The organism is Buttiauxella ferragutiae (assembly GCF_022637515.1).
Taxonomy (GTDB): Bacteria; Pseudomonadota; Gammaproteobacteria; order Enterobacterales; family Enterobacteriaceae; genus Buttiauxella; species Buttiauxella ferragutiae.
Window position 1 is genome coordinate 40,900 of record NZ_CP093332.1, and the last position, 19,588, is coordinate 60,487.

Consider the following 19,588-nt stretch of genomic DNA (forward strand, 5'->3'; position numbering starts at 1 on the left):
TTAGTTAATGCTGGTGGGCAACTTGCTCACCAGCATATCTACTGCCAGCCGTACTTTTAGCGGTAGATGAGATGTCTGGAGCCACACCGCATGGCTTTCATAAACGTTGTCCAGATCTTCGCGCAGTATCCTCACCAGTTTCCCATTCTGTAACTCTTCCTCAATCAGCCAGCAAGGCAGCAGCGCAATACCCAATCCAGCAATCGCCGCATCCGCAATCGCTTCTAAATCATCCATCAGAACACGTGCTTTGGGGATAAACTCGCTTTTCTTGCCGCCATCGGCATTGATAACCCAGCGATGTGGCACGCCAGCGTTAATGTAATTGAACACTTTATAATGCGATAAATCGTCAATGGTTTGCGGCTCACCGTGTTGCAGCAAATAGCGAGGCGACGCGCAGATCATCATGCGATGCTCACCGATCTTCCGCGCGACCAGGCCGCTGCTATCAGGTAATTTTCCGTTGCGAATCACCAGATCTAATCCATCTTCAACCAGGTCAGAAACCTTGTCGCTAAACAGCAAATCCATACTCAGGTTGGGATGCTGGCTGGCAAATTCTGCGAGCAGTGGCGCAATACACATACGCCCATACAGCACTGGCATTGAAACCCGTAACCGCCCGCTGACACTCTGTTTTCCATTTTCGAGTAGTGTTTCAGCGGTATTAATTTCTGCCAGCGCTCGTAAACAATGCTCATAGAAAAGTGCGCCGTCATCGGTCAGCGTTACGCTTCGCGTGGTGCGCTGAAAAAGCCGCACACCGAGTCTTTGCTCTAGTTGAGAAACTGTTTTACCGACCGCCGAACGTGAAAGATGCAGGCGCTGCGCCGCCAGTGCAAAACTCCCCGCCTCAACTGCCGTAACAAAAACAGAAATCCCCTTCAGTTGTTCATTCATCATTTGTATCCATTCAGGAACCAATACCGAGAAAATCTATCGCCACTGGTGATTGTAGGCCAACGATATACTTTGAGTGGTGATGAATGAAGCCAAATTCCTGGAGAAAATAATGAGCCAAATGATCAGCAAAACCATGCAGCGCTGGACCATGAGCGCCGTTGGGCGTGACAACATGACACTTTCTACAGCAGCGATTCCTGAGCCTGGACCTGGCGAGGTTTTGGTTCGGGTTAACGCTATTTCGCTCAATTACCGCGACAAAATGGTCATTGATGGCACGATGCCGCTGGCGCTTCCTTTCCCATTTACCCCGGCGTCAGACATGGCGGGCGTGGTGGAAAGCCTCGGTGAAGGCGTGACTCGTTTTCAGCCTGGTGCGCGCGTTATCTCAACGTTTTCGCCCGACTGGATTGACGGAAAACCCAACGGCACCGCACGCACTCCGCCTTATCGCACGCTCGGCGGGGTTTATCAGGGCATGCTCGCGGAATATGTAGTCATCAACGAAAACTGGCTGGTGGCATCACCGACAAGTCTTGATGATATTCAGGCCAGTACGCTACCTTGCGCCGGGCTTACCGCCTGGTTTGCTCTGGTGGAGCGTGGCAGTTTGCACGCCGGGCAATCGGTGCTGGTGCAGGGAACGGGCGGCGTTTCGATGTTTGCGCTGCAAATCGCCAAAACCCACGGCGCCAAAGTATTTGTGACTTCGAGTAGCGACGAAAAACTGGCTCGCGCCAAAGCGTTAGGTGCCGATTACGGCATTAACCGTTTGCAAAGTGATTGGGTGGATACCGTCTACGAACTCACTGATGAGTATGGAATCGACCATATTATTGAAACTGTTGGCGGCACGAATCTGTCTAATTCCCTGCGCGCAGTTGCGGTGCATGGGCGTATTTCAGTGATTGGCGTGCTTGATGGCTATGAGATCTCTGGCCCTGCAGGCGAACTGTTATTGAAATCCCCGACCATTCAGGGCATTGGCGTCGGGCATCGCCGTGCGCTAGAAGATTTTATTCGTGCCATTGACGCAAACCGCATCAAACCGGTCATCGAAACCTGTTATCGCTTTGAAGAATTGCCGCAAGCGCTGGCACATCTCGACCGCGGCGCATTCGGCAAAATCGTCTTAACCCCGCGTGATTGACTACACTTCTATTGCACACTTCGTGCATGCAGGAGGACAAGGTCATGGGCTTTTTCGATCAAGTTACTGGCATGATGAGGGGTGGCGATGCAGATAAATTCAAAGTCATCCTTACGTGGATTAATGAACAGGGCGGCATTCAGGCCATTCTTGAACAGTTTCGGGAAAAGGGTTTTTCTGATGTCGTCACTTCATGGTTAAGCGGCGCGCATAATCAAAGCGTTAGCCCTGAGCAAATACAAGAGGTGCTGGGTCTGCCCGCAATTAGCGGACTAGCCGAGAAACTCGGGATTGACGTGGGAAGCGCGTCACAACTGCTGGCAGAGCAGTTCCCGAAAATAGTCGATACGCTTTCACCAGCGGGTGAAGTCGCTCACGATGAAGATTTGCTCACCAAAGGCTTCCACATGTTGAAGGATAAATTCTTCAGCTAGTTGAAAAACGCCACTCACGCTTTTTATTTGCGGTTCTGGGTGGCGTTTTCTTATGTTTAAAACGGACCTTTTTCTCGCGAAACGTAGCGCTATTTTTGCGAGCTTAATCGCGTTAGCATGAGATAAACTCATTACCTCAGAAAATCCTATGCCTATAAAACTCATTGCTATTGATATGGACGGCACATTGTTGCTGCCAGACCACACCATTTCTCCAGCCGTTAAAGCCGCTATCGCCAGTGCGCGCGAACGTGGTGTTAACGTTGTTTTGTGTACCGGACGCCCTTTTGCAGGTGTTGAGAGCTATCTCAAAGAACTGCATATGGATAAGCCGAACGATTACTGCATCACCTACAACGGCGCTCTGGTTCAGAAAGCAAGCGATGGCAGCACCGTGGCGCAAACGGCGCTGAACTACGACGATTACCGTTATTTGGAACAGCTTTCTCGTGATGTCGGTTCCCACTTCCACGCGCTGGACCGGTACACGCTGTACACCGCCAACCGCGACATCAGCTACTACACCGTTCATGAATCCTTTATCGCTAATATCCCACTGGTGTTCAGCGAGCCAGAAAATATGGATAAAAACGGCGCCTATCTGAAAGTGATGATGATCGATGAGCCAGCCATTCTCGACAAAGCGATCGCTAAAATTCCAGCCGAGGTCCACGAGCGCTATACGCTGCTGAAAAGCTCGCCATACTTCCTCGAAATCCTCGATAAGAGTGTCAACAAAGGTACTGGCGTGAAAGCGCTGGCTGAAACACTCGGCATCAAACAAGAAGAAGTGATGACGCTGGGCGACCAGGAAAATGACATTGCGATGCTGGAATATGCCGGGATGGGGGTTGCAATGGAAAATGCTATCGATAAGGTGAAAGAAGTCAGTAACTTCGTCACTAAATCTAACCTTGAAGATGGCGTTGCATACGCGATTGAGAAGTTTGTATTGAACGTCCAGTAATCTCTTAGCCCCGGTAGCCAACTGATACTTATCATTTTCGTAGGTCGGATTAGCGCAGCGACATCCGACATTACCGGCATCATTACTGCTCTGCCGGCCTGCATACCGTAGTGATGCGATTCTGCGGGATATGTGCGACATTGCTCTGCATCAGTAATTTTCTTAACCCCGGAGCCGTTAAGCATCGGCTTTTGATAATTTTGCTGTAGAGTTTAATGCGTAGTTTCCGTGTGGCGCGCCAGTACACATCGTTGGGATTGACCGTTGTTTTCATCAGCACTGAATTAAGGATCTCGGCACTGTCCAGCGCATAGCTAATACCTTCCAGCGAACTTGCGCTGATAAAGCCCGCCGCCTCGCCAATCAAAAACGCATTTTCTTTCCCGCAAATAAAATCCGCCCATCGCGAAGGAAAGAGTACGGTGCATTTTTCACTTTTTACCTTTTCTCCGAATCGGAAATGGAATGCTGCCATCTTTTCTTTCAGTTTTTCAAAGCATTGCTGTCCATCTTTCATTGGGTATGCGCCACCAAAGATAAAATAGCCGTCTTTACTGATACTCCAGGAATAACAATCCGTTACGTCATTATCAAAAATACATGAGTAAAACGGCGCGGGGTGCTGTTCTACAAACCACTGCTGAATGGCGACGTATTTGCGAATCTGATGATCAGGATACAGGTGACGACGAACCAGAGAATTAGCCCCGTCGGCACCGACCAGATAATCAGCGGTAACTTGCTGTTTTTGGCCATCGCTGTGAAAAATCACCTGCCATTTGCCTTCTTCACGCCAGATTTTCTGGCACAGACTGTCATGGTGAACCACGACGTCATCAGGAATAAGCGATTTCATCCATAAATCAAATGCGTGGCGATTGATGTTGATATAGCTACGCTGGTAGTTACGAGTGAGTGATGTCTCCACATCTACCGTCTTGACGCTAAAAATTTGCGGGTTGGCGATAACCTCGACTGGCAGGGTTATACCGTCACGAATAAACGAACGTTGGGCATCCGGAGCCAGAAGTCCACCGCAGGGTTTGGTGAATCCATCAGTGCCGTGCTGGCGTTTTTTATCCAGCGCAATCACACGCTTCGACCCGGCTAATTGCCGTGCCAGCGCCGAGCCTGCTGGCCCTAACCCGATAATTGCTACGTCGAAATGTTCCATTGTCTTTGCCTCAGGGAGAGAATAAACGGTACTGTAGAAAACGAATATGAAGTCAGCGTGAAGTTTTGCTGTACTCCTGCTTCCTCGACGTCATCGCCTGGATAACAACATGAAACAACTCACTTTTGCACCTCGTCATCACCAGCTCACCAATACCAACGTCTGGACGCCAGATAGCCAATATTTGGTGTTTGATGTGCGCCCTTCAGGAGCCTCGTTTACCAGTGAAACCATTGAGCGCGTAAATGTCCAAACGGGTGAAGTAGAGGTCGTGTATCGAGCTTCACAAGGTGCGCATGTCGGGGTGGTGACGGTGAATCCGCAACGTCCGGAACGTTATGTTTTTATTCACGGCCCGGAAAATCCGGATGCAAACTGGCAGTACGATTTTCATCACCGCCGCGGTGTAGTGGTTGAAAATGGTACTGCAAGCAATCTTGATGCGATGGATATCACTCCGCCGTTTACACCCGGTGCGCTACGGGGCGGCAGCCATGTTCACGTCTGGAGCCATGACGGTTCGCGCCTGAGCTTCACTTATAACGACCATGTCATGCATGAATATGATGCGGCGCAAGATTTGCGTAACGTCGGCATCGCGCTGCCTTTCGGCCCGGTGAAACCCACGAAACAACATCCCCGTGAATATGACGGCAGCCATTATTGTGTGCTGGTCAGCCGCACGACACCAACGCCACAGGCTGGCAGTGACGACATAAATCGCGCCTATGAAGAAGGCTGGGTCGGCAATAACGGTTACCGTAAAGCAGATGGAAGCCAACAGCGCTGGGCGCTGGCGTTTATCGGCGATACGCTTTCAGAAAGCGGCAACAAAGTGCCCGAACTGTTTATCGTCGATTTACCCGAGAACAAAGAGGCGTACTTCGAGGCTGGCGCTGAGCCTATCGAAGGAACGCCAACCACCTTACCCGCACCGCCTGCGCAAGTGCAGCAACGGCGGCTCACCTTTACTCAGCAGCGCCGTTATCCCGGTTTAGCTACTCAGCCCCGTCATTGGGTGCGCAGCAGCCCGGATGGCAGTTTGCTGGCGTTTTTGATGCGTGACGATTCGGGTGTGGTGCAAATGTATGTGCTCTCGCCAAATGGCGGTGAACCACGCCAGGTTACGCAGGGAAAAGACGATATTCAGTCGGCGTTTAACTGGCATCCGGCTGGGAAAATAGTGGGTTTTGTGCAGAACAATCAGATTGTTTTGTGTGATGTAAGCACTGGAGCAATCACGGCGCTGACGCAGGCAGGCTGCGATGCACCATCGGCGGATGCCGTCGTGTTTTCGCCAGAGGGAAAACACATTGCCTGGATGCAGAACGTCGCTGGATTCCGTCAGTTATTTATGACGGAAACAGGCGTGTAATTACTGAACGGGCGGGATCACCGAATTGGTGGCCAAATTCTGATCTTCGCTCTCTTCTACCTTTGATTTCAGCGATTTGTCGGTACGGTACATATCCCATGGTATCAGCACCGTATCCGCCACCGCCGTAAACGGCATATCGAGTGCGACAAAAGGTTTGTAGCCCCAACTGGTGTTGCTGTCGGTCAGCATTGCGTAACTTGCTCGTGTCCCGGAATAAGTCCCTTCTTGCCCACCGGTGTGGGTCATAACACTTGAGCATCCACTGGCGGTAAGTATCCCGCTGCCCAGAATTATTGCCTGAATATTAGTTTTCATCATCACTGTTAAATTTTCGTCTTCCAGGGGCCTGGCTGCACTGGGTTATATCATCCAGGCTGAGAATAAAAATAATGTGTTTGCCACTCTGTGGCAGCTATCGCAGATTAATCCTGTTTACTCCACACACAGTCTATGTATAGACACCGGAAGGCGCAAAAAATTTCCCAATGCACCCTTGAAAAGCGTGAAACAGGACCGATTTTATTAACGTAGCCAGTTAAGAGTACGCCGTAAGGGTACTCAGTAACCTAAGCCTGTCCATGATGGAAGGCAATATTAGAGTCTCGCTGATAATCAGGAGTGTTAATTTATGCGTAATTTCGATTTATCCCCGCTTTATCGTTCTGCTATTGGTTTTGACCGTCTGTTTAATCTGCTGGAAAACAACCAAAGCCAGAGCAACGGCGGCTATCCTCCATACAATGTTGAATTAGTTGACGAAAACAACTATCGCATTGCCATTGCTGTTGCCGGTTTTGCAGAAAGCGAACTGGATATAACTGCCCAGGATAACCTGCTCGTTGTAAAAGGCGCGCATACAGATGCACAACCAGAGCGCACTTATCTCTATCAGGGGATTGCTGAGCGCAACTTCGAACGTAAATTCCAGTTAGCTGAAAACATCCACATCCGTGGTGCTAACCTGGTAAATGGCCTGCTGTATATCGACCTGGAACGTGTGATTCCGGAAGCGATGAAACCGCGCCGTATCGAAATCAATTAATTTCGCGGGTCGCCGTATTGTGCGGCCCAACTCAAAAGTCGTACCCAAACTTAGGCTTGCCGTCAGGGAGCCGAAGATTTAACTCGCTTCAAAGAAGGAGAATACTCATGCGTAACTACGATTTATCACCTCTGCTGCGTCAATGGATCGGTTTTGACAAACTGGCTAATGCCTTACAAACCAGCAGCGAAGGGCAGACATTCCCGCCTTACAACATTGAGAAAGGCGATGATAACCACTATCGGATAACCCTGGCATTAGCCGGTTTCCGCCAGGAAGATCTTGAGATTGAACTGGAAGGCACGCGTCTGAATGTCAAAGGGACGCCAGTCAAACCAGAGAAAGAAACGACCTGGCTGCATCAAGGGTTGGTGACTCAGCCATTTAGCCTGAGCTTCACCCTTGCGGAATACATGAAAGTATCCGGTGCGACATTTACCAACGGTCTGTTGCACATCGATCTGGTACGTGAAATTCCTGAAGAGGTTGCACCGAAACGCATCGCTATCAGTGAGCGCCCGGCGTTAAATAGCTAATCGCATCAACTGCGTTCAAGGCCCCATTTTATGGGGCCTTTTTTGTGCTCTGCACCCCAGTAACGCCGCTGTCTCTCTGCCAGAATCCCTGATAACAACGATGTTATTCACAGGGAATTCTTCGATGAGTGGAATAGCGTTAACAGTCAGTATGTTGGCATTGGTCGCCGTCATCGGCTTGTGGATTGGTAACATCAAAATTCGCGGGATCGGATTTGGCATCGGCGGTGTGCTATTCGGCGGGATTATTGTCGGCCACTTTGTTAATAAGGTCGGGATAGACCTGAATAGTGACATGCTCCATATTATCCAGGAGTTTGGCCTGATCCTGTTCGTCTACACCATTGGGATTCAAGTCGGACCGGGGTTCTTCTCTTCTTTGCGCGTGTCGGGCTTGCGACTCAATCTCTTCGCGCTGCTTATTGTGGTGATCGGCGGGCTGGTAACTGCGCTCATCTACAAAATCTTCGATGTCCCGCTGCCCGTGGTGTTAGGTATTTTCTCGGGGGCCGTGACCAATACCCCTGCACTGGGCGCGGGGCAGCAAATCCTGACCGACCTAGGTACCCCTGCGGAATTGGTTGATAAAATGGGGATGAGTTACGCGATGGCGTATCCGTTCGGCATTTGCGGCATCCTGATGACCATGTGGCTGATTCGAATGATATTTCGCGTCAATGTCGATCAAGAAGCGCAGCACTTTGAAACCAGTACCGGGCAAAGTCATGCTCAACTCCAGACCATGAATATCTGTGTCGCCAACCCCAATCTTAACGGCTTGCCTATTCAGGATGTGCCGGTCCTCAACAGTGACACCATTATTTGTTCGCGCCTGAAACGCGGTGAATTACTGATGGTGCCAGCGCCTGGTACAGTGATTCAAAGCGGAGATTTATTGCACCTGGTTGGGCAGGAAAAGGATCTGCACTCCGCACTGCTGGTTATCGGTACGCAAGTGGACACCTCGCTTTCTACGCACGGGACCGACCTGCGAGTGGAGCGCGTGGTGGTGACCAACGAGAAAGTCCTCGGCAAAAAAATCCGCGATCTGCACCTAAAGCAGAAGTACGACGTGGTGATTTCACGCCTGAATCGCGCGGGTATCGAGCTGGTTGCTGGCAGCAATGTCAGCCTGCAATTTGGCGATATCCTCAATTTGGTTGGTCGTCCTGAATCAATAGAAGCGGTGGCTGCACAAGTGGGCAACGCGCAGCAAAAACTCCAGCAAGTACAAATGCTGCCGGTGTTTATTGGCATTGGGCTTGGCGTGCTGCTGGGTTCTATCCCGCTATTCATTCCTGGCTTCCCTGTTGCACTGCGCCTGGGTCTCGCGGGCGGGCCACTCATCATGGCGATTATTCTTGGGCGTATTGGCAGTATCGGCACGTTGTATTGGTTTATGCCACCGAGTGCCAACCTCGCGCTGCGCGAGCTGGGAATTGTGTTGTTCCTTGCGGTAGTCGGCTTGAAATCAGGGGGGGATTTCGTCACGACGTTGCTGCATGGCGACGGTGTCAGCTGGATTGGCTATGGCATTCTGATTACCGGCATTCCGTTGCTGGTGACGGCGCTCATCGCCAGATTGCTCGCCAAAATGAATTATCTTACGCTGTGCGGCATGTTGGCCGGTTCGATGACCGACCCGCCTGCGCTGGCTTTCGCTAACGGTTTACATGCCACCAGTGGCGCTGCAGCACTCTCTTACGCCACCGTTTATCCGTTGGTGATGTTCTTGCGCATTATCACACCGCAGCTTCTGGCGGTGCTGTTCTGGATGTGATGCACGATCAGGCGGGTAAATGCACCCGCCGTAAATGGTAATCCACCTGGTATTCGCTGGCGTTACGGAACATCACCGAGTAATTCACATACTCGCCGCTGTCGCTATATGACAGCGATGTGATGCGCAGAATTGGTGTTAGCTCGTCGATATTGAGCAATTTTGCCATCTGCCTGTCTGCCAGCACCGGCGTCAGGCTTTCGTAGTTGCCACACACGATGATGTGGCATTCATCCTCGATATAACTGAATTTAGACCCTTCCAGATGTGCAACGGACAAATTACGAAATAATTTCAACGGCATATAGCTGTCTTCTACCATCAGCGGTTTGCCATCTACTGAGCGCACCCGGCGCGAGAAATAGATCCGTTCATCAATATTAATGCGCAACTGACTGGCGATGGCGGGTGGTGCGGGCATTATCAGAAACTCCAGCACATTGCTTATCACCTCTTTGCCCTGGTTGCGCATTACCTCGATAAAACCCGTCAGGTTGCTGGTTTCGTGGTGAACATCTTTATTCGCCACGTAGGTGCCGCTGCCGTGGCGGCGCACAACTAACCCCCAGCTCACCAGTAAATCGATAGCCTTGCGTAAAGTCATTCGTGATACGCCGAACTCGCTCGCCAGACGCTTTTCAGATGGCAATGGGCTGCCAATATTGTAATCCGCTGAATTAAGCCGGATTCGTAACCTGTCAGCGATAGATTTGTAGATCACCTGTAGACCTCTTAATGGCTTCACGCTGGGCTTAATAAACCCTCGTTCCATTAATCAATTATATGATTTAAATGATTTTAATTTCGCATTCACCTAATGAATTAGAAAGGAAAAATCACCGTGTCTAGTTATTAATCAAAAAGTAGACAACTTACACCAAATAAAAACTATGAAAGCGATCACGAATCGGTGCGACGGGCAACGATAAGTCACCTGCGTCTCCCTACTCTCAGTCTCAGGCCAGCGTTAAAACCAGCGTTAAAAAATAAGGCCATTTACCCTACAGGTTGTTACGTGAGGATTTAAAAATGCTCAGTCAAATACAACGTTTTGGTGGCGCAATGTTTACCCCGGTTTTGTTGTTTCCGTTCGCCGGGATTGTCGTAGGCATCGCCATTATGTTGCGCAATCCGATGTTCGTCGGCGAAGCGCTCACCGCACCCGATAACTTATTCGCGCAAATTGTTCACATTATTGAAGAAGGTGGCTGGACGGTATTCCGTAATATGCCGCTGATTTTTGCTGTCGGCTTACCTATTGGCCTCGCTAAGCAAGCGCAGGGCCGTGCTTGCTTAGCGGTGCTGGTGAGCTTTATGACCTGGAACTACTTCATCAACGCCATGGGGATGACCTGGGGCCATTATTTCGGTGTCGATTTCAACGCCGATCCGGTGGCGGGATCCGGACTAACTATGATTGCCGGGATCAAAACGCTTGATACCAGCATCATCGGCGCGATTGTTATCTCCGGGTTTGTCACGGCTATCCACAACCGCTATTTCGAAAAACAACTCCCTGTTTTTCTCGGCATCTTCCAGGGCAGCTCATTCGTCGTGATTGTTGCTTTCTTCGCCATGATCCCTTGCGCCTGGATTACCCTGTTTGGCTGGCCAAAAGTGCAAATGGGCATTGAATCACTTCAGGAATTTTTGCGCAGCGCCGGCTCGCTTGGCGTCTGGGTGTATACGTTCCTGGAACGCATTCTGATTCCAACCGGCCTGCATCACTTCATCTACGGTCCATTCATCTTTGGCCCGGCGGTCGTGGAAGGTGGCATCCAGGTTTACTGGGCGCAGCATTTACAGGAGTTCAGCCAGAGCACGCTGCCGCTGAAAACGCTGTTCCCGGAAGGAGGATTTGCACTGCACGGTAACTCCAAGATATTTGGTTGCCTGGGAATTGCACTCGCGCTGTACGCCACTTCTGCACCCGAAAACCGCGTGAAAGTCGCAGGCTTGCTGATACCTGCAACACTCACCGCGATGCTGGTGGGCATCACTGAACCACTTGAATTTACCTTCCTGTTTATCTCGCCGGTTTTATTTGCAGTGCATGCATTTCTCGCCGCAACGATGGCGACCGTAATGTACATGTGTGGCGTGGTGGGCAACATGGGTGGCGGGCTTCTCGACCAGTTCCTGCCGCAAAACTGGATACCGATGTTCCACAATCACGCGTCGATGATGTTTATCCAGATTGGTATCGGTCTGGCCTTCACCTGCATCTACTTTGTGGTGTTCCGCACCCTAATCTTGCGCTTCAACCTGAAAACGCCAGGCCGTGAAGAGAGTGAGATCAAGCTGTACAGCAAAGCGGATTACCAGGCATCCCGCAGTCAGGCAACGGCTGCTGCCACCAAAGAAACCAAACAAGGTCAGGCTGCTGGCATCCTCGAAGCGCTGGGCGGTACTGGCAACATTCTTAGCGTCAATAACTGTGCGACTCGCTTACGCATCACCCTTGCGGATATGGCGCAGACGCAAAGCGACGACATTTTTAAAGCGCTGGGCGCCCACGGTGTGGTGCGACGCGGCAACGGTATTCAGGTGATTGTGGGCCTGCATGTCCCGCAAGTCCGAGACCAACTTGAAACCCTGATGAAAGACACTTCTTTGACCGAACTTAAATCCATGACGGAGGCAGTATCATGAAAAAATTCTCTGTAGTTGTAGCCGGTGGCGGCAGCACATTCACTCCTGGTATCGTATTGATGTTACTGGCAAACCAGCACCGCTTCCCGCTGCGCGCCCTGAAATTCTATGACAACGATGGCGCGCGTCAGGAAACCATCGCCGAAGCGTGCAAAGTTATCCTCAAAGAGCAGGCTCCTGAAATTGAGTTCAGCTACACCACCGACCCGAAAGAAGCCTTTACCGATGTGGATTTCGTGATGGCGCATATCCGCGTGGGCAAATACCCGATGCGTGAACAAGACGAGAAGATCCCACTACGTCACGGCGTTCTGGGCCAGGAAACCTGCGGCCCAGGCGGGATTGCCTACGGCATGCGCTCCATCGGTGGGGTATTAGAGCTGGTTGATTTCATGGAAAAATATTCGCCAAACGCCTGGATGCTTAACTATTCCAACCCGGCAGCGATTGTGGCTGAAGCCACGCGTAAACTGCGCCCGAACGCAAAGATTCTCAACATTTGCGATATGCCCATCGGCATTGAAAGCCGTATGGCGCAAATCGCTGGCCTGAAAGATCGTAAAGAGATGCGCGTACGCTATTACGGCCTCAACCACTTTGGCTGGTGGACATCTATCGAGGACCAGAATGGTAATGATTTAATGCCAAAGATCCGCGAACACGTCGCTAAATTTGGTTATGTTCCGCCATCAGATGAACATGGGACAGAAGCCAGCTGGAACGACACATTCTCTAAAGCAAAAGACGTATGGGCTTTGGACCCGAGCACCTTCCCGAATACTTACCTGAAATACTATCTGTTCCCGGATTACGTGGTTAAGCACTCCAATCCAGCACACACCCGCGCCAATGAAGTGATGGAACACCGTGAAAAACATGTGTTTGGTTCCTGTAATGCCATCATTCAGTCTGGGAAATCATCAGCAGGGGAACTGGAGATTGACGAACATGCCTCGTACATCGTCGATCTGGCGGCGGCCATAGCTTTTAACACCCAGGAACGCATGCTGCTGATTGTGCCAAACAATGGGGCAATCAATAACTTTGACCCGGAAGCGATGGTTGAAATCCCTTGCCTGGTCGGAAAAAGTGGGCCGGAACCGTTGGTAGTCGGCAATATTCCACAGTTCCAGAAAGGGTTGATGAGCCAGCAGGTTGCGGTTGAAAAACTGGTAGTAGAGGCGTGGGAAGAAGGCTCTTACGTGAAGTTGTGGCAGGCGATTACGCTTTCTAAAACGGTGCCAAGTGCTTCGGTGGCCAAAGCGATTTTGGATGATTTGATTGAGGCGAACAAAGATTACTGGCCTGAGTTGAAATAGGTTTTTTCCACGGTTTGCAATATGGCAGTCGGCCTGGGTTTCAGGCCGACTGGAGACTGATGACAAGCCTCTTCGTAGGTCGGATAAGCGATAGCGCCATCCGACAAAACTGGTGTAAACGGTGGATGGCGCAATCGCTTATCCACCCTACAACATCTGGGGAATTGGGCACCCTGGATCGGCGGTGAAAGGGTCGCCCGTTGTTGCGAAAGACAGGCAACGTAATCCTCCACGGCACGGTGACTTAAACAGGCATTGCTGGCACGCTTCTGGCCCTTCAAAAGCACGAAGTTTACGCAGAAGAGGGGAATGCTGATAAATCTTCATCAGAGAAGTTGACGCTAAATTCCCGACCTCAATTGGCAGCCGTCTACAGGGATAAACCGTTTTATCCGGCATTCTGCGGCGGTGTAATATTTGTGAGTGTGTCAGAACCAGACGTTTCTTTTGCGCCTCTTTATGATATTCACGATTAAAATTTTTAACCAAATGAAGAGCAGACGAGAATGACCTGGCAGTAGAGAAATGGTTGAGGATTCTTGCTTCGAGACTTTTTTTTGGCAATTTTTCTTTGCTGTGTTCAGGGTTATGCACCCAAAGCCCTTCTTTTTCTTTGATTAAGTATTCGTTATCTATAAGAGGGCCAATGGCAACCTGAAGAATCCCTTCCTCTCTTTTTTTGAGCCATGCGGCGAAATAGGGGTCAAGATCGCCATCAAGAGATATGGGTATTCTTTTTTCCTCATCTATTTTCTTAAACAACCAGGTGGTTGCAAGACAAATAAAAATAATAAAGCACAAATAGAATTTTAAAAAATCGGGGCCGGGGAGAGTCAATATATTCATATTATTAGATGGCCTAAAATGACAAATTCCCTGTGAGGGCGGAAGCTAGCATCACAATCAAGAGCACTACCAGCAATACAGAAAGCCAAAACATGGCGATTTGAAATGTCAGGACGCCCAATCCGAAAAACAGTGCAGCCCGCACTCCCCAACGGTTTTCTTTATAGAACCCTGCGATAACACCCAGCACTATTGCGACAACGGCCAACATTGAGGTGGATACTGTCAAAATGGTATCAATGTTCCATGTTTTTGCCGCTTTGACTTCCTGCACGGGGTTGCCCATCAGTGCTGATATAGCAGCTTCTCTCACCGAGGTAATCTTTCCGGCGACCAGGGTTTCAAGTGTGGCATGGGGCGTGAATGGGCCAGCCCAAAAATGGAACAGCGCCAGTAGCAAAGCCAGGGCTCCAAATAGCAGACCGATAAAACTGAACAAATTCCCTTTAATTTGCATTGGTGCTCCTTTTAATATTCACGTTATGAATATTAAAGTTGTTTACGCTGCCAGATCTTACTCTTTTATATTCCGATGTTGTTGAGGTTTTATTCTGAATTTGAGGGGCGGGGAATAAGTTTTGTTGAGTATGGATCACCCTCACCCCGGCCCTCTCCCTAAGGGAGAGGGAGAAAACCGAGTAGTCCCCTAACCCTCAGGGAGAGGGTTAGGGTGAGGGTGAGGGCGGGCTTATTATTTCGCTTTCGCCAAATACTGCGCCATCTCAGCTTCTGGCACCATACCGCCGCCAGTCGCCCAAACGATATGCGTGGCGTTTTGCAGTTGTTCAGCGCTGAAGCCATGCATTTTATGGTAAGCGGTGTCTGCACTGACGTGCAGTGGGCCTGGCATACCTGCCAGCGCGGAAGGCTCGAGGCGAATGCTCTCTTCCTCTGCCAGCCAGCCGAGCAGCGTATACATGGTCTGGTCTTCAAGAGTATAGAAACCATCGAGCAGCCTTTGCATCGCGCGCCCAACAAACCCGGATGCCCGTCCAACCGCCAGGCCGTCGGCTGCGGTAACATTATCAATGCCCAAATCTTGCACTGAAATCTCATCATGCAGCCCGGTGTAAACACCCAGCAGCATGCAAGGTGAATGAGTTGGCTCAGCAAACAGGCAGTGAACGTTGTCGCCAAACGCCATTTTCAGGCCAAATGCCACTCCACCAGGACCACCACCGACGCCACACGGTAGGTATACAAACAACGGATGTTGTTCATCAACAACACGCCCCTGCTGGGCAAACTGGTCTTTCAGACGCTGACCTGCAACCGAATAGCCAAGGAACAAGGTACGGGAGTTTTCGTCGTCGATAAAGAAACAATTCGGGTCGGATTCGGCGGCTTTACGGCCCTGTTCAACGGCGACACCGTAATCTTGCTCATACTCAACGACTGTAACGCCATGGCTGCGCAGTTTGGCTTTTTTCCAGGCGCGGGCATCGGCAGACATATGCACCGTGACATTAAAACCAATGCGTGCGCTCATGATGCCGATGGATAAACCCAGGTTGCCGGTGGAACCTACTGCAATGCTGTACTGGCTAAAGAAGTCTTTAAATTCAGGTGTCAGCAGCTTGCGATAGTCATCTTCAGTGGTCAGTAAACCGGCTTCGATTGCCAGCTTTTCGGCATGGGTCAGTACTTCATAAATCCCGCCACGCGCTTTAATCGAACCAGAAATAGGCAGATGGCTGTCTTTTTTCAGCAGTAATTGCCCCGCGATTTCTTGCTTAAACTCTTTTTCCAGACGCTTTTGCATTGCCGGAATGGCCACCAGCTCTGACTCGATAATACCGTTAGTGGCGGCTGTTTCAGGAAACGCCTGTGCCAGATAAGGTGCGAAACGTGTCAGGCGAGCATGAGCATCTTGCACATCTTCGCTGGTCAAACCTACGTAAGGTAAGCCCTCAGCGAGCGTTGTGGTTTCCGGGTTAAACCAACAGGTTTCTTGCAAATCAATCAGATCGCGAACCAGCGGAAACTCTTGAATCAATGTGTTTATTTCAGCGTTTTTCATAAGACAATCTCTTTGCGCTTAGATGATAAAGGAAAGCAGGAACGTCGCGCCCAGTGCCAGCAGGGAGGCGATAAATGTCGCCGTTGTATAGTATTTAAATGTTTCGTTAAGCGTTGCACCGCAATATTGCTTCACCAGCCAGAATAATGAGTCGGTGACGATGGTGCAGCCAATCGCGCCGGAACCAATAGCAATGGTAATAATTTCCGGGCTGACGTTGGGATAGAGCGGTAGCATCGGTGCCACAATCGCAGTAGCTCCCATCATCGCCACTGTTGCAGAGCCAACCGCGGCATGCAGAATCAGGGCGACCAGCCATGCCAGCAGAATCGGGTGCATATGCAGGTTGGAGAGCAACACCGCCAGCGAATCCGCCAGACCACTGGTTTTCAGAATGGCGTTAAACGCACCGCCTGCACCGATAATCAGCAAAATGTTGGCGATAGAACCAAAGCCATTTTCTGTATGAGTTAACAACTGGCTCATGCCGATATGCTGGCGTAATCCGAGAACGTAATAGGCCACAAACACCGCAATAAACATGGCTGTGATTGGGTTGCCGATAAACTCCAGCACGGTATACAGCGTCCCGCCTTTCGCCATGTTCAGCTCGGCGAGCGTTTTCACCAACATCAGGCCAATCGGCAGTAAAATTGTAAACAGTGTCGCGCCTAACGAAGGTAACGTTTCTTCTTTACGGACTTTCAGGTCGGAAAATTCGGCTGGCACGGTTTTAAACGGCAGGCGATTTCCCACTATTTTCAGGAACAGCGGCCCACCGACTAACGATGCGGTTAACCCCACCAGCAAACCATACACAATCACCGTACCGACATCAGCGCCTAATTTGTTGGTGACAAACATGGCTGCCGGATGTGGCGGAACCACGCAATGCACCGCCATTAACGCAGTACATAATGGGATGGCGAGTTTCAACAGCGAGGTGTTGGTTTTTTTGGCGATAGAAAACGCCAGTGGGATCAGCAGTACCACACCGACTTCTACGAACAGCGTGATGCCACAGATCAACCCAACCAAAACCATGATCACATCAGCAGACAACCAGCGACAACGCTGCAAAGCCAGGCCAATTCGTTCAGCTCCGCCGGACACTTCCATCATTTTGCCCAGAATCGTGCCAAGGCCGATGACGGCGGCAAGGAAGCCCAGGGTGCTGCCGATACCGTTTTCAATGGCATTCACCATGTCCAGTGGGCTCATGCCCATCATGGTGCCGACAAAAAAACTAGCCAACAGCAAAGCAAGGAAAGGGTGAAACTTCAGTTTTACGATGGTAAAGACGATTAAAATTATGCTGCTAAGCAGCGTACCCACAACCCAAATCTGAGATTCCATACCTACCTCACTCTGCGATTTATCTGCGGCTATTGGATAAAAAATGCTCCTTGCTGACAAACGATATAAATGGCACTTCACATGAGCCAGATTGATGCAAAAGAGTGATTCAGGTTGAAAAGTGACGGGTAAATTTGATTTTGGTTCGGTTTTTTGCATCTTAGGACGACGTTTTCGGGGGCATATTTTACAATGCCGCCATGATCTTTTCTCTCTGGAGAGCACCATGGACCCGATTCGCGAAGTCAGAAACCGCTTACTGAATGGCTGGCAGCTATCAAAACTCTACACTTTTGAAGTTGCCGCCAGGCATCAATCCTTCGCGTTGGCGGCAGAAGAGCTTTCGCTAAGCTCGAGCGCCGTCAGTCACCGCATTAATCAGCTTGAGCAGGAGTTGGGGATTCAGCTGTTTGTGCGCTCACACCGTAAAGTAGAGTTAACACATGAAGGAAAAAGAGTTTTCTGGGCGCTGAAATCTTCGCTGGATACGCTCAACCAGGAGATCCTTGATATCAAAAACCAGGAGCTTTCTGGCCTGCTGACGATTTATTCGCGCCCTTCCGTTGCCCAGTGCTGGCTGGTTCCGCGGCTCGGGGATTTTACCCGCCGTTATCCGTCTATTTCCCTGACCATTCTCACCGGCAACGACAACGTGAATCTGCAACGCGCAGGAATTGATTTGGCACTCTATTTTGACGACACGCCTTCCTCGCAGTTGACCCATCATTTTCTGATGGATGAAGCTATCGTACCGGTATGTAGCCCGGAGTACGCGCAACGTTTTGAATTAAAAAATAAACCGGCTCACCTGCGCAATTGCACCTTGCTGCATGACCGCCAAGCATGGAGCAACGATTCGGGTACCGACGAATGGCACAGCTGGGCACAGCATTTTTCGGTCACGTTACCTTCTTCTTCCGGCATCGGTTTTGATCGTTCAGATTTAGCGGTAATTGCCGCCGTGAACCAGGTGGGAGTGGCGATGGGGCGCAAAAGACTGGTGCAAAAACGCCTCGATCGCGGCGAGCTCGTTGCGCCATTTGGCGATATGACGTTGAAGTGCCATCAGCATTACTACGCCACCACTCTGCCTGGGCGACAATGGCCGAAAATTGAAGCGTTTATTCAATGGCTTCAATCACAGGTGTAATTTTGTAGTTGCCGCCCTCCGTCAAATTATGTATTTTTATGCAAATTAAATGCATAAATAACTTATCGGGAGCGTCATATGTTAAGGAAGTTCGCAAAGTCAGTTCTTTTCGCCGGGTGCATGGTTTCTACCGTACTTTCTTCTGCTTATGCCGCACAGCAGACTTATGTCGTCGGTTCTGGTGGTACTTACCGTCCGTTTGAATTTGAGAATAGCCAGAAGCAACTGGAAGGCTTCGACATCGACATCATTAAAGCCATCGCTAAAGCCGAAGGTTTTGATATCAAACTGGTTAACACGCCGTGGGAAGGCATCTTCGCCACCCTGAATTCTGGCGACCGCGACATCATCATTTCCGGTATCACCATTACCGATAAGCGCAAAGCGATGGTGAGTTTCTCAGCACCTTATTTCCCGGCAGAGCAGTCCATTGTGGTTCCGGGTGATTCCAAAGTGGATTCCGTTAACGCACTGAAAGGTTTGAAAGTGGGCGTGGTGAACTCCAGCGCAGGCGACACCGTGGTTTCTGACACCCTGGGCAAAAACAGCACTGACATCAAACGTTTTGATAACACGCCACTGTTGCTGCAAGAACTGGCTGAAAACGGTATCGACGCCGCTGTTGGCGATGTCGGCGTGGTGAAGTACTACATCAAATCCCATCCGGATAAAGCGCTGAAAGCGGTTAAAGACAACAAATTTGAACGCCAGTATTTCGGCATCGCGGTAGCGAAAGACAATCAGGAACTGCTGGGCAAAATCAACTCAGGCCTGAAGAAAATCGTTGCTGATGGGACTTACGCCAAGATTTACACCACGTGGTTTGATAGCAACGTTCCGACTCTCCCCGCTGAATAATTTCGCATGACTCGGGGCCG

Annotated in this window: 20 protein-coding genes; 11 read left to right on the forward strand and 9 right to left on the reverse strand. The window is 50.3% G+C overall.

What is annotated here, in order from left to right:
• On the reverse strand, window positions 1-903 hold the full coding sequence (locus MNO13_RS00205; RefSeq protein WP_241940100.1) for a LysR family transcriptional regulator: 903 nt from the start codon (window positions 901-903) through the stop codon (window positions 1-3).
• A gap of 124 nt (window positions 904-1,027) precedes the next feature.
• Between MNO13_RS00205 and MNO13_RS00210 the strand changes: the two genes are divergently transcribed.
• The 3 genes from MNO13_RS00210 (at window position 1,028) to yidA (ending at window position 3,457) form a co-directional block, all read left to right on the forward strand.
• On the forward strand, window positions 1,028-2,056 hold the full coding sequence (locus tag MNO13_RS00210) for a zinc-dependent alcohol dehydrogenase family protein (protein WP_241940101.1): 1,029 nt from the start codon (window positions 1,028-1,030) through the stop codon (window positions 2,054-2,056).
• Between the two features lie 44 nt (window positions 2,057-2,100).
• On the forward strand, window positions 2,101-2,490 hold the full coding sequence (locus MNO13_RS00215) for a YidB family protein (RefSeq protein ID WP_121814654.1): 390 nt from the start codon (window positions 2,101-2,103) through the stop codon (window positions 2,488-2,490).
• Between the two features lie 148 nt (window positions 2,491-2,638).
• Window positions 2,639-3,457 carry a sugar-phosphatase gene (gene yidA / locus MNO13_RS00220; RefSeq protein ID WP_241939396.1) on the forward strand — a complete coding sequence of 273 codons (819 nt, stop codon included), beginning with the start codon at window positions 2,639-2,641 and terminating at the stop codon, window positions 3,455-3,457.
• A gap of 82 nt (window positions 3,458-3,539) precedes the next feature.
• Here yidA and cbrA read toward each other — a convergent pair whose 3' ends face one another.
• A complete protein-coding gene (gene cbrA / locus MNO13_RS00225; protein WP_241939397.1) occupies window positions 3,540-4,631 on the reverse strand; it encodes a colicin M resistance lipid reductase CbrA in 1,092 nt (363 codons plus the stop codon).
• Between the two features lie 109 nt (window positions 4,632-4,740).
• On the opposite strand from cbrA, the gene MNO13_RS00230 reads away from it, so the two are divergent.
• On the forward strand, window positions 4,741-6,006 hold the full coding sequence (locus tag MNO13_RS00230) for a YidR family protein (protein ID WP_241939398.1): 1,266 nt from the start codon (window positions 4,741-4,743) through the stop codon (window positions 6,004-6,006).
• Here MNO13_RS00230 and MNO13_RS00235 read toward each other — a convergent pair whose 3' ends face one another.
• Window positions 6,007-6,327: a YceK/YidQ family lipoprotein gene (locus MNO13_RS00235; RefSeq protein ID WP_121814658.1), complete on the reverse strand. Its 321-nt coding sequence runs from the start codon at window positions 6,325-6,327 to the stop codon at window positions 6,007-6,009.
• Between the two features lie 310 nt (window positions 6,328-6,637).
• On the opposite strand from MNO13_RS00235, the gene ibpA reads away from it, so the two are divergent.
• From ibpA to MNO13_RS00250, 3 genes are all read left to right on the forward strand, one after another.
• Window positions 6,638-7,051 carry a small heat shock chaperone IbpA gene (gene ibpA / locus MNO13_RS00240; RefSeq protein WP_064542084.1) on the forward strand — a complete coding sequence of 138 codons (414 nt, stop codon included), beginning with the start codon at window positions 6,638-6,640 and terminating at the stop codon, window positions 7,049-7,051.
• Window positions 7,052-7,158: 107 nt separating this feature from the next.
• Window positions 7,159-7,587, forward strand: coding sequence for a small heat shock chaperone IbpB (gene ibpB / locus MNO13_RS00245; protein ID WP_064542087.1), 429 nt, complete (start codon window positions 7,159-7,161; stop codon window positions 7,585-7,587).
• Between the two features lie 124 nt (window positions 7,588-7,711).
• Complete coding sequence (locus tag MNO13_RS00250) at window positions 7,712-9,367, forward strand: putative transporter (protein WP_064542090.1); 1,656 nt, start codon at window positions 7,712-7,714, stop codon at window positions 9,365-9,367.
• Window positions 9,368-9,374: 7 nt separating this feature from the next.
• Here the strand turns inward: MNO13_RS00250 and MNO13_RS00255 are convergent, their stop codons facing one another.
• The gene (locus tag MNO13_RS00255) at window positions 9,375-10,088 is read right to left on the reverse strand and encodes a GntR family transcriptional regulator (protein ID WP_064542093.1); all 714 of its coding nucleotides are present in this window, start codon (window positions 10,086-10,088) and stop codon (window positions 9,375-9,377) included.
• Between the two features lie 308 nt (window positions 10,089-10,396).
• On the opposite strand from MNO13_RS00255, the gene MNO13_RS00260 reads away from it, so the two are divergent.
• Both MNO13_RS00260 and MNO13_RS00265 read left to right on the forward strand, forming a co-directional pair.
• Window positions 10,397-12,019 (forward strand): alpha-glucoside-specific PTS transporter subunit IIBC, encoded by a 1,623-nt coding sequence (locus tag MNO13_RS00260; protein ID WP_241939399.1) that lies wholly within the window; start codon window positions 10,397-10,399, stop codon window positions 12,017-12,019.
• The gene (locus MNO13_RS00265) at window positions 12,016-13,338 is read left to right on the forward strand and encodes a 6-phospho-alpha-glucosidase (RefSeq protein WP_241939400.1); all 1,323 of its coding nucleotides are present in this window, start codon (window positions 12,016-12,018) and stop codon (window positions 13,336-13,338) included. Before MNO13_RS00260 ends, MNO13_RS00265 begins: the two co-directional genes overlap by 4 nt.
• Here MNO13_RS00265 and MNO13_RS00270 read toward each other — a convergent pair.
• The 5 genes from MNO13_RS00270 to dsdX all read right to left on the reverse strand — a co-directional run bounded on the left by MNO13_RS00270 (window position 13,317) and on the right by dsdX (window position 17,560).
• Window positions 13,317-13,484 (reverse strand): hypothetical protein, encoded by a 168-nt coding sequence (locus MNO13_RS00270; protein WP_241939401.1) that lies wholly within the window; start codon window positions 13,482-13,484, stop codon window positions 13,317-13,319. The two genes, MNO13_RS00265 and MNO13_RS00270, sit on opposite strands and share 22 nt — an antisense overlap.
• A 1-nt stretch (window position 13,485) precedes the next feature.
• Entirely contained in the window at window positions 13,486-14,184 is a 699-nt protein-coding gene (locus tag MNO13_RS00275; protein WP_241939402.1) for an SPASM domain-containing protein, read from the reverse strand.
• A 13-nt stretch (window positions 14,185-14,197) separates the two neighbouring features.
• Window positions 14,198-14,641 (reverse strand): preprotein translocase subunit SecG, encoded by a 444-nt coding sequence (locus tag MNO13_RS00280; protein ID WP_064542104.1) that lies wholly within the window; start codon window positions 14,639-14,641, stop codon window positions 14,198-14,200.
• A 234-nt stretch (window positions 14,642-14,875) separates the two neighbouring features.
• Window positions 14,876-16,204, reverse strand: coding sequence for a D-serine ammonia-lyase (gene dsdA / locus MNO13_RS00285; protein ID WP_241939403.1), 1,329 nt, complete (start codon window positions 16,202-16,204; stop codon window positions 14,876-14,878).
• Between the two features lie 18 nt (window positions 16,205-16,222).
• Entirely contained in the window at window positions 16,223-17,560 is a 1,338-nt protein-coding gene (dsdX, locus tag MNO13_RS00290; RefSeq protein WP_064542110.1) for a D-serine transporter DsdX, read from the reverse strand.
• Between the two features lie 226 nt (window positions 17,561-17,786).
• Here dsdX and dsdC point away from each other — a divergent pair, with 226 nt between their 5' ends.
• Both dsdC and MNO13_RS00300 read left to right on the forward strand, forming a co-directional pair.
• Window positions 17,787-18,710: a DNA-binding transcriptional regulator DsdC gene (dsdC, locus tag MNO13_RS00295; RefSeq protein ID WP_133523009.1), complete on the forward strand. Its 924-nt coding sequence runs from the start codon at window positions 17,787-17,789 to the stop codon at window positions 18,708-18,710.
• 120 nt (window positions 18,711-18,830) lie between these two features.
• Entirely contained in the window at window positions 18,831-19,568 is a 738-nt protein-coding gene (locus tag MNO13_RS00300) for a basic amino acid ABC transporter substrate-binding protein (RefSeq protein ID WP_370918126.1), read from the forward strand.
• Window positions 19,569-19,588 lie beyond the last annotated feature (20 nt).

Excerpts from the sequence above, each read along its gene's own strand:
- MNO13_RS00205 (WP_241940100.1), bottom strand. The coding sequence starts at position 903 with ATGAATGAACAACTGAAGGGGATTTCTGTTTTTGTTACGGCAGTTGAG.
- MNO13_RS00215 (WP_121814654.1), top strand. The coding sequence starts at position 2,101 with ATGGGCTTTTTCGATCAAGTTACTGGCATGATGAGGGGTGGCGATGCA.
- yidA (WP_241939396.1), top strand. The coding sequence starts at position 2,639 with ATGCCTATAAAACTCATTGCTATTGATATGGACGGCACATTGTTGCTG.
- cbrA (WP_241939397.1), bottom strand. The coding sequence starts at position 4,631 with ATGGAACATTTCGACGTAGCAATTATCGGGTTAGGGCCAGCAGGCTCG.
- MNO13_RS00230 (WP_241939398.1), top strand. The coding sequence starts at position 4,741 with ATGAAACAACTCACTTTTGCACCTCGTCATCACCAGCTCACCAATACC.
- MNO13_RS00235 (WP_121814658.1), bottom strand. The coding sequence starts at position 6,327 with ATGATGAAAACTAATATTCAGGCAATAATTCTGGGCAGCGGGATACTT.
- ibpA (WP_064542084.1), top strand. The coding sequence starts at position 6,638 with ATGCGTAATTTCGATTTATCCCCGCTTTATCGTTCTGCTATTGGTTTT.
- ibpB (WP_064542087.1), top strand. The coding sequence starts at position 7,159 with ATGCGTAACTACGATTTATCACCTCTGCTGCGTCAATGGATCGGTTTT.
- MNO13_RS00250 (WP_064542090.1), top strand. The coding sequence starts at position 7,712 with ATGAGTGGAATAGCGTTAACAGTCAGTATGTTGGCATTGGTCGCCGTC.
- MNO13_RS00260 (WP_241939399.1), top strand. The coding sequence starts at position 10,397 with ATGCTCAGTCAAATACAACGTTTTGGTGGCGCAATGTTTACCCCGGTT.
- MNO13_RS00265 (WP_241939400.1), top strand. The coding sequence starts at position 12,016 with ATGAAAAAATTCTCTGTAGTTGTAGCCGGTGGCGGCAGCACATTCACT.
- MNO13_RS00275 (WP_241939402.1), bottom strand. The coding sequence starts at position 14,184 with ATGAATATATTGACTCTCCCCGGCCCCGATTTTTTAAAATTCTATTTG.
- MNO13_RS00280 (WP_064542104.1), bottom strand. The coding sequence starts at position 14,641 with ATGCAAATTAAAGGGAATTTGTTCAGTTTTATCGGTCTGCTATTTGGA.
- dsdA (WP_241939403.1), bottom strand. The coding sequence starts at position 16,204 with ATGAAAAACGCTGAAATAAACACATTGATTCAAGAGTTTCCGCTGGTT.
- dsdX (WP_064542110.1), bottom strand. The coding sequence starts at position 17,560 with ATGGAATCTCAGATTTGGGTTGTGGGTACGCTGCTTAGCAGCATAATT.
- dsdC (WP_133523009.1), top strand. The coding sequence starts at position 17,787 with ATGGACCCGATTCGCGAAGTCAGAAACCGCTTACTGAATGGCTGGCAG.
- MNO13_RS00300 (WP_370918126.1), top strand. The coding sequence starts at position 18,831 with ATGGTTTCTACCGTACTTTCTTCTGCTTATGCCGCACAGCAGACTTAT.